Origin of the sequence: Exiguobacterium sp. s181 (assembly GCF_018617125.1) — a bacterium.
Taxonomy (GTDB): Bacteria; Bacillota; Bacilli; order Exiguobacteriales; family Exiguobacteriaceae; genus Exiguobacterium; species Exiguobacterium profundum.
Window position 1 is genome coordinate 45375 of sequence record NZ_JACSJM010000002.1, and the last position, 9822, is coordinate 55196.

Here is a 9822-nt window from a genome sequence, read left to right on the forward strand (position 1 = left end):
GATGTCATGAAAACCGTTGAGTTATCCATACAAGGAATGACCTGTGCGGCTTGTTCGGCACGAATTGAAAAAGTATTGAATAAGATGGACGGAGTGGAAGCGACGGTCAACCTTCCGCTTGAGACGGCGACCATTCGTGTCGATGAAGGCATTACAGAAGAAGAGCTGATTGCGCGGATTGAGAAAATCGGATACGGGGCCGAGCCGAAAGTAGAGATGGCGCCGCCGCATGACTTACGTCCATTACAGCGGAAGGTCATCATCTCTGCACTGTTGTCGGCCCCATTACTCCTCGTCATGTTGACGCATATCCCGGGACTCGGATTTCATGCACCATGGCTGATGAACCCATGGTGGCAATTCGCCCTGGCGACCCCCGTTCAGTTTTGGATTGGGGCGCAGTTTTATCAAGGGGCATATAAGAGCTTGAAGAGCGGTTCGGCGAACATGGACGTGCTCGTCGCGACGGGGACATCGGCCGCATACTTCTATTCCATTTTTGAAATGATTGTGCACCCGATGAATCCACATCTTTATTTTGAGACGAGTGCCGTCCTCATCACGCTCGTCTTACTTGGGAAGTGGTTAGAAGGACGAGCGAAAGAGAAGACGACCGATGCGTTGAAATCACTCTTGTCGCTTCAGGCGAAAGAAGCCATCCTGTTCGTTGATGGTGAAGAACGGTCTGTCGCTGTCGAACTCGTCAAAGTAGGAGACGTCCTCGTCGTGCGTCCGGGAGAGAAAATTCCGGTCGATGGACGGATCATTGAGGGAGAGACAGTCATCGATGAATCGATGTTGACAGGAGAATCGATTCCAGCGGAGAAGACGGTCGACGCCGAAGTCGTCGGCGGAACGATCAATCAGTCCCATCGTATTCTCATGCGTGCGGAACGAGTCGGGAAAGAGACGATGCTCGCTCAAATCGTACGTGTCGTCGAACAGGCACAAACGGATAAGGCGCCGATTCAACGTCAGGCTGACCGCATCTCGGGTGTCTTCGTGCCGATTGTCGTAGCCATCAGTGCCCTCACATTCGCGGTCTGGGCATTCCTATTAAATGATATCGATACGGCCATTCGGGCATCGATTGCCGTACTTGTCATCGCTTGTCCGTGTGCCCTTGGTTTGGCAACGCCGACATCGATCATGGTCGGAACGGGACGAGCGGCAGAGCAAGGTGTGTTGTTCAAAGGTGGGGGACAACTCGAATCACTCAATGAATCAAACATCGTTGTTTTTGATAAGACAGGGACATTGACGAATGGGACACCGGAAGTGGTGGAAACGTTCGGAGATGAAGCGATGCTCCGCCGTGCCGTCATGGCAGAACGGCAATCGACGCATCCTTTGGCAGCTGCCATCGGCCGGGAAGTCGGCGACGGTGTCGTGACGAAAGTGGAAGAGTTAGCCGGACGAGGAGTCAAAGCGGTCGTTGATGGGAAAGAACTCATCATCGGGTCTGTTCGAATGATGGAAGAGCTCGGATACAACTTGCCAGATTGGTCGATGGGGGCGATGACCCCGGTCTACGTTGCGGATGAGAGCGGGATTGTCGCGGCGTTCGGGCTACAAGATCAATTGAAACCGAAAAGTCGTGAAGTCGTGCAAGCCCTTAGTCAAACGCGTGACGTGTACGTCTTGACGGGTGACCGGAAAGAAGTCGCCTACGCGATTGCCGACGAACTTGGCATCCCTCATCATCAAGTGATTGCCGAAGTCCTTCCGGTTGAAAAGGCGGACCAAATCGAACGCTTAAAACAATCCGGTCGCGTTGCCATGGTAGGGGACGGCATGAACGATGCCCCGGCACTTGCGGTGGCGGACGTTGGGATCGCATTCGGGAGCGGTACGGATGTCGCACTCGAGGCGGCAGATGTTACAATTGTAGGGCAAGACATTGAAGGCGTGAGTCGAGCGATGAATATGAGTCGTTTGACGATGAAGAACATTCGTCAAAACTTGTTCTGGGCCCTTGCCTATAATAGTCTTGGTATCCCGGTCGCTGCAGCAGGGTTACTTGCCCCATGGATTGCTGGAGCAGCGATGGCGTTCAGTTCGGTGTCTGTCGTCTTGAACGCATTACGATTAAAAACACAAGGAGGATCATCATCATGAAAGAAACAACGTTAACCGTAGAAGGTATGACATGTAATCATTGCAAAGCTGCCGTTGAAGGAGCATTAAATGAATTGAATGGTGTCGAATCAGCGACGGTATCGCTTCAAGAGCATCGAGTCGACGTGATCCATCAAGATTCTGTCTCACTTGAGACGATGGTGGAAGCAGTCGAAGAACAAGGATACGACGTAAAAGCATAATCATGGTAAGTCCCGAGTGAAATCGGGACTTTTTTTGTGGTATTCAATGAATAGGATGTGTGCTATATTTAAGTTGATAATGAGAATCGGTATCAACGGGAGGCGGACATCATAGAAATGATCATGATCAGTGGAGTGTTGGCGATGATTAGTGGGGGCGCGGCATTTTTGACGCAACAGTTACGAACAAATTCAGTACGCTGAAGAAGGTGCGATTTCGTTGCCTTCTTTTTTCTTTGACTTCATTTCTTTCCCATCATTTCACGACAATTGTTTGATATGATGAGAAAAAACGTGTTGAGGTGACTTGAATGTATACAATCTACTTAGTCGACGATGAAGCAAACTTAAATAAAATGCTCGTCACGTATCTAGAACAGGAAGGATACAACGTTCGCTCATTTGCGGATGGGACATCTGCACAAGAAGCGATTCCAGATCAACCGGATTTGTGGGTGCTCGATATCATGTTGCCAGACCTGGATGGCTTTCAATTGTTGAAACAAATCAAAGCCGTCAATGCGAATACGCCGACGATTTTCATCTCGGCGCGCGATGAGGATATCGACAAAATCATCGGACTCGAGATGGGTTCGGATGACTACATCGCCAAACCGTTCCTTCCAAGGGAACTTGTCATCCGTGTCAAAAAATTGATTGATCGTGTCTACGGTTCGAAGTCGAACGAGCATATCGAATACGGAGAGTACACGATTTATCCGGATAAACGTCTGATCAAGCACGGAGATGAAGAGATCGATTTGACTTCGAAAGAATTTGATTTACTGCTACTCTTCCTTGAACATCCGGGCTCCGCGTTGTCGCGTGAGCAAATTTTAGAAGGTGTTTGGGGGAATGATTATTTCGGATCGGACCGCGTCGTCGATGACTTGGTGCGTCGTGTCCGAAAGAAATTGCATCGCCTTGAGCTCGAAACGCTTTACGGTATCGGCTACCGTCTCGTCAGACCATGATGGACGCGCTTAAACCGAAACGTCTCATGTGGAAGATTTGGGTGCTCATCTTACTCATCATCGTGACGCTTGCGCTCATGATCTTGATTACGGTCCGTTCATCCATCACCCAGTTCATCGATGAACAAGTGTATGAGACGTTACGAGATGTGGACTATTATTTAGGGAACACGAATGAGTTAGAGAACTATCCCCAAAACCCGATTGAGTATGACCGACGCCAACAGGAGTCCCGTTCGGTCAACCAATTGATCTTTCTCCCGAACGGACGGATCATCTACGGATCGGCCCCGCTTGAATTGACGAACCGCATGTATCAGGAAGCGTTAAATCAAAGTGGTCAGGTCGAGCGGTATCAGACGACAATTGATGGGGAAGACGTCTATTACATCATTCGTCAAAATGAGTACGATGGAACGATTGTGTATCAGGCCTCCTACGCTTGGGATGCCTATCGTCGTGAGTTGGTGTCGACATTATACTGGCGAATCTCGATTCTGATTGGCATCATCAGCCTCTTGTCACTGATTCCAGCTTTATTGATGTCGCGTCAACTGACGAAACCGATTGTGGAGATGGAACGGGCCGTTGAGAAGATTTCGAATCGACAGTGGGAGACCGCTTTACCATTAGATCGTCAAGATGAACTCGGTCAGTTGGCCCATTCGATTGATGCCATGCGTAAGGAATTAAAAGAGCAGGATTTGGCACAACAAGCGTTGCTTCAAAACATATCGCATGACTTAAAGACACCGATCATGGTCATTCGAGGATATGCCCAATCGATTGGGGACGGTATTTATCCGACAGGAGACTTGAAAGGTTCTGCCGAGGTCATTGATGAGGAAGCGTCTCGACTCGAAAAGAAAGTCGTCGATTTGTTGTACGTCACAAAACTTGAATATTTCAAGGGACAGGAAATGAAACTTGAACCAATTAATCTCGACAAGTTGATGGAACTGCTCGTCGCGCGCTTCAAACTTAGAGGCCAGCTCGATTGGGAAATCAATGGCGAAGGCGGCGAGATGTTTGGAGACGGGGAACAGATCCGGGTCGCATTTGAGAACGTGCTCGACAATGCACTCCGTTACGCGGAATCTTGCATTCGCATCGACCTCCACCAAGATGACGCTGGCGTTGAAATCACCATCTTTAACGACGGACCGCCAGTTGATGAGAGTTTAGACTTGTTCCACCAATTCTCTCGAGGGAAGCAAGGGAAGTTCGGACTCGGTCTGTTCATCGTGCAGCGAATTGTGACACTTCACACAGGGGAAGTGTCTCTACGAAATACAGGAGACGGAACAGCAGTGCGATTTTACTTTCCCCGACTCAAGTCGAACCAACCTTTAAATTCGAATGCTTGATTTTCAAAACCAGCCAGGAAACGGCTGGTTTTTTCATGGGAAATAGACAAAAGCCGATTTGCGAGGCGCATCGAATCCTGGTATGAATGACATGTAAGTCATTACATACGTTATGGGGGATGAAAAGATGAGCAGATTGACCAATGAAACGAGAGCTTTAATTCCTGTATTTAACGAGTTTGGCGAAGCGGAAACACTTGTGTATCAACCAGAAGGCGTCATGCGAGTAAAAGGGTCGCCAATCGACTTATTAGAACACGCGTGTCTATACTACGGGTCGAGCATTCAAGGTCGAATCGAGGCAGCGCGACACGTCCTCGGACCACATCGAAAGACACCGGTCGTCATGGATTGGCATGCGGATGCCGTCTTCTTTCCGACGATTGCCAAAGAAAGTCCAGATTGTGCGTGGATCAACTTTCAACACGTGACGGCCATCAAGAAAGACGGAAAAGAGACTCTCATTCAGTTTTTGACGGGGGAATCGGTCAAGGTTCACGTATCTGATCATACCGTGTCGAGACAAAAACAACGGTCAATCGAATTATCGTACGCTTTTCAAAAACGTTTCCATGACAGCACATTGCAACACGCTTAAGGATTGAATTCAATGACAAACCCCTCTATGATGAAGAAGAGATATCATATGTGTATTTGCACATCTTCCGAAAGCGAGGGGTTTTTATGTTTTTTGAAAAAATGATTGAGCGAGGGAAACTGGTTATCGTGTTTCTTCTCGTCGCAATCGTCGTGGGTGTGCTGACGTTCTTCCAGCTCCCTAAACGTGAGATTCCGGAAACCGGGATCAATATCGTACTCGTTCAAACACCGTATCCTGGTGCGACAGCGGAAACGGTTGAACGGAATGTTACCGGCGTGTTAGAAGAGAAACTACGTAGTTTAGAAGGAGTAGAGAACGTGACGTCGATCTCGGCTTCAGAGTTCTCGAACATCACGGTCGAATACGCAGACGGCACCGACCAGGAAGAGTTTCAGGCGAACGTTCGACAAGCGTTGTCGGATGCGACGCCTAAACTTCCTGAAAACGCGCTTGCGCCAACGGTCAATGATTCACTCGGGCAGTTACCTGTCGCATCGTATTTATTGACAGCAGACGATCGTGGATCATTTGAGGATGTTCGATCAGACATCGAACAATTAGAGTCGAAACTTTTGCGAACGGATGGCGTGACGGGAGTCACGATCAAAGGGTTACCAGAGCAGGAGTATGTCGTGTCACTTGACTCGGAAGAGCTGAGTTCACGTCAACTTGCCTTTCCTGATGTGTTAACGGCCATTAACGAAGAATACAAGACGACACCGCTCGGCCGTCAATCGACTGAAGAGGGGATTTATCAACTGGCAATCGATAACTTGACGAATGTAGACGATATGGAGCAAGTCATCGTCGGCTCATTCAATGGGGAACCGGTCTTACTAGCAGATGTCGGGACGGTCGAAGAGACAGCGAAAAGTGAAACCGATCTCGTTTCATTAGACGGAAAGCCGGCTGTTTCGATCACAGTTCCGATTGAATCAGGCTTGGATATTCCAACGATGCAAGACCGTGTCAACGAGGTAGTCGAAGATGGTCTTGGAGACTTAGACGGTTTTGAACTCGTTCCATATTATGAGCAGGCAAAAGCCGTCGATGCGATTTTCTCGTCATTGACACGCGAGTTCATTATCGCCATTATCGCCGTCATTGCCGTGACGACGATTGGTCTAACATTCTCTGGCTCGATTATCGTCAGTCTGGCAATTCCGTTGTCATTCTTGATCGCCTTGATCCCGTTACAGTTCACCGGGGTCGATTTGAACCAAATCTCGATTATCGGGGCAATCATCGCCTTAGGGATCTTGGTTGATGATGCGATTGTCGTCAATGACAACATCTTACGACGTTATCGTAACGGAGACTCGGCGATGCTTGGAGCAGTCCGAGGAACGAAAGAGGTATGGGGCTCGATTGTCACGTCGACACTCGCGGTCGTCTTTGCTTTCCTTCCGCTCACCTTGCTATCGGGCGCAAACGGTAACTTCATTCGCGCCTTGCCGACGGTTCTAGCCCTCTCTGTCTTGGCCTCGATGGTCATCAGTTTGACGCTCGTACCGATTGCGCAGTATCGTTTGAATCGTAAAGAAGTGAAAGTATCAAAACGTGAACCAGGTTGGCTCGGCGGACCGCTCAACCGACTCAGTAATTTCTACGCCGACCGCCTCTTACCGAGTGTCGCGAAGCGTCCGTGGACGTTTGGAATTGTCGGATTTGTCATCACGACGGCATTGTACGGTTTGATTTTACTCACGCCGTTTGAGTTCTTCCCAGCCGCGAACCGTCCGGAAGTCGTGACGAGTGTGACCTTCCCCGTTCAAACGGATTTGGAAGAGACAGAGACACGTCTTGAAGAAATTGAAGCGAGATTTAAAGAAGAAGAGGGTGTCGTGGAAACATCCGTCTTCGCTGGAGGCGGTCTCCCTGGTTTATTCACGGGTGGACTCGATCAGTCAGGTGAAAACACGGGACAAGTGGTCGTTCGTGTCGACAACGAATCAATCGATGCCATCGAATTGATTGATAAGTATACGAACGTGTTGCGTGAAGACTATCCGGACGCCGAAATTTTCTTAGATACGCAACAACAAGGACCGCCGGCATCCGCACCTGTCGAATTCACGATGCGCAGCGAGACGATTGATCAACTCGTGGCTGCACGTGACCAAGTGAAAGCCGACCTTGAAGAAATTGACGGGGCCATCGTCCTCGATAATATTAAAGAACCGTTCCAAACACTCACATACGAATTAAATCGTGAGGAAATGGCACGGGCTGGCGTGACGGCAAAAACAATCAGTGACCAAATTCGTCTCGTCACAGACGGTGTTCCAATTGGTACATTCGATGACGGAGTGGAACAGCGTGACGTGAAAATCGTCATTGATGCAGAGGCGAACCGCGAAGCACTCGCCCTTGACGAGATTTTAATTCCTGTCCAAACAGAAGCAGGTCCGCCCGTTGCCCCACTTAGTACGTTCGTGACGGAAACGACAACAGAACAAATTCAGCAGATTCCTCGTGAGAATGGGGAGCGTTCGGTCACACTCCAAATCTATGCGAGCGAAGACATGGATGAAGAGAAATTTAAACAAGATGTCGAGCAGGTGTTGGATGATGCGAAGTCGGGGTTAGAGGATGAAGGGATTACGTTCGACCAGTCCGGTGCGAGCGACACGCAGAACGAGTTCTTCTTAGAGCTTGCGACATTGTTCGTCGTCGTCTTATTCTTGATTTACTTGATCATCGCATTCCAGTTCAACTCACTCTCGTTGCCATTACTCGTCTTGTTCACAATCTATCTCGCAATCGCTGGAGCGGTCGTCGGATTGTTCGTGACTCAGACACCGTTCAGTTTCATGGCATCGATGGGGATGGTCTCGCTTGCGGGAATCGTCGTCCGGAACGCAGTCGTCCTGTTCGAGTTTATCGAACAACGCATTCGTGAAGGATTACCGGTCACGACCGCCGTTTACGAAGCAGGGCGCGCTCGGATTCGTCCGATTCTCTTGACGGCGCTCACGGCAGTCGTTGCCCTCTTACCAGTCGCACTTGGGGAAGACCCGCTCTTCAAACCGCTTGCGATCGGCATCGTATCGGGTATTCTATTCTCGACTGTATTGACTCTCGTTCTTGTTCCGGCGTACTACCTGATTTTGGCGAAACGTCGTCATAAGGACAAACCGTTTACAGAATGATTTAGCTTGAAGATGTGATGCCGTATGGTGTCACATCTTTTTTTGAACCATTTGTCACATGTTTTGGGTGATGTTGTATGGGTATAATTAGAAGAGAGGTTTTGAACAGTATGGGAGGGAATTGAAGATGAACGATTCATATACTTGGCTCAATCGCCGCAAAGTACGACCAGCGTACAGTGTGACCGGGAGCCGTTCGTGGTCGAGTGAACGCGTCGTTCGACCAGATCGCGCACGTGGGAAGGTGGTACGTGATGTGAAACGTGTACGTCGTCCGTACGTAGACGAATACGGCAATCGTCGCTGGGCAACGGGACGTGTGGTCGTCACGGATGCATCACGCAAAGCGCGGGCGCATGGACATGGCGATACAGCCGTACAATTAGAGTTCTCGACACCAACACCATATGAACGTGTGAAAGAGATGATTCCAACGAAACGTGTTCTCGTTCCGGTCGTTGCTGGACTCGCGGTCGTCGGTGGGATTGCCGGTGTCGCCTATGCACTTCGCAAAAAGAAGCGGAATAAGAAGAACTAAAAAAATCGCCGAAATTTCGGCGATTTTTTTAGTTGAAGCGTTCAGCGAGGATGCGCTCGAGTTCACGTTGACCGAGTTCACGCATTTCTGCTTCATTCTCTTCATCGTATGCATCATCCGAGAAGCGGCCGACAAATTCAACCTTGCCGTTACCGAGTTCACGGAACACTAAGTTTTTGCGATCGTTGTAAAAGACGACACGGTATTCACGACCATTTTCATGATCGTAGTTGAAGACGCCTTTGATGTGGTCCATGTTCTTCTCTTCGGGCTGATCCTCATCATCGTCCTCATCTTCTTCTGCTTCAGCAGCTTCATTAGCTTCATCAAGCGCGTCGGCGAGGACTACCGTTTCTTCTTTTTCTTCCGTCTCTTCCTCAGATGAGACGACTTCTTTTTTTTCTTCTTCTGTCATGTGAAACGACCTCCTTTGCTTACTTTCCTATCATACCCACTTTTTATAGTTGTGACTACTCAAAATGATGCGAACAAACACGGACGACATTCGAAGATGACATGATCAACCGTTGAAATAGCTGACGCTTGATCGATTCCGGGGCATCCACGGTCTTGAGCGCCTGTTCCATACATCCAAGCCAATGGCCGGCATGTGTCTCGGAAATGGGATGCTCATGATGAATCATCGCCAAGTTTCCACCGCCACGACGTTCAGAATACAACTTTGGACCGCCGAGCAACTGTGTTAAAAATTCAAATTGGTGCTGTTTGACTCGATCTTGATCTTCCGGAAATAGTGGAAGTAAAATTGGGTCGGCATAGACGAGGTCATAAAACGCGTCAACGAGTTGTTGTACACCACGTTCGCCTCCAAATTGTTCATAGGCACTCACATACATCCCCCCTCATAC

General features: G+C 49.1%; 9 protein-coding genes. 7 read left to right on the forward strand and 2 right to left on the reverse strand.

Annotation, left to right across the window (positions count from 1 at the left end; translation table 11 throughout):
• Nucleotides 1-6: 6 nt before the first annotated feature.
• The 7 genes from KNO70_RS06560 (at nt 7) to KNO70_RS06590 (ending at nt 8953) form a co-directional block, all read left to right on the forward strand.
• Nucleotides 7-2118: a heavy metal translocating P-type ATPase gene (locus KNO70_RS06560; protein WP_078146432.1), complete on the forward strand. Its 2112-nt coding sequence runs from the start codon at nt 7-9 to the stop codon at nt 2116-2118.
• Nucleotides 2115-2321 (forward strand): copper chaperone CopZ, encoded by a 207-nt coding sequence (gene copZ / locus KNO70_RS06565; protein ID WP_074037662.1) that lies wholly within the window; start codon nt 2115-2117, stop codon nt 2319-2321. The genes KNO70_RS06560 and copZ overlap by 4 nt, the downstream gene beginning before the upstream one ends.
• A gap of 311 nt (nt 2322-2632) precedes the next feature.
• Nucleotides 2633-3295, forward strand: coding sequence for a response regulator transcription factor (locus tag KNO70_RS06570; RefSeq protein WP_015880954.1), 663 nt, complete (start codon nt 2633-2635; stop codon nt 3293-3295).
• Between the two features lie 26 nt (nt 3296-3321).
• Entirely contained in the window at nt 3322-4662 is a 1341-nt protein-coding gene (locus tag KNO70_RS06575; protein WP_251030080.1) for a sensor histidine kinase, read from the forward strand.
• A gap of 127 nt (nt 4663-4789) precedes the next feature.
• Entirely contained in the window at nt 4790-5260 is a 471-nt protein-coding gene (locus tag KNO70_RS06580) for a competence protein ComK (protein ID WP_015880956.1), read from the forward strand.
• An 86-nt stretch (nt 5261-5346) separates the two neighbouring features.
• On the forward strand, nt 5347-8415 hold the full coding sequence (locus KNO70_RS06585; RefSeq protein WP_214811572.1) for an efflux RND transporter permease subunit: 3069 nt from the start codon (nt 5347-5349) through the stop codon (nt 8413-8415).
• 127 nt (nt 8416-8542) lie between these two features.
• The gene (locus KNO70_RS06590; RefSeq protein WP_214685830.1) at nt 8543-8953 is read left to right on the forward strand and encodes a hypothetical protein; all 411 of its coding nucleotides are present in this window, start codon (nt 8543-8545) and stop codon (nt 8951-8953) included.
• Between the two features lie 28 nt (nt 8954-8981).
• Here the strand turns inward: KNO70_RS06590 and KNO70_RS06595 are convergent, their stop codons facing one another.
• The gene (locus KNO70_RS06595) at nt 8982-9368 is read right to left on the reverse strand and encodes a hypothetical protein (protein WP_015880959.1); all 387 of its coding nucleotides are present in this window, start codon (nt 9366-9368) and stop codon (nt 8982-8984) included.
• A 55-nt stretch (nt 9369-9423) separates the two neighbouring features.
• A complete protein-coding gene (locus KNO70_RS06600; RefSeq protein WP_015880960.1) occupies nt 9424-9804 on the reverse strand; it encodes a truncated hemoglobin in 381 nt (126 codons plus the stop codon).
• Nucleotides 9805-9822: the final 18 nt, after the last annotated feature.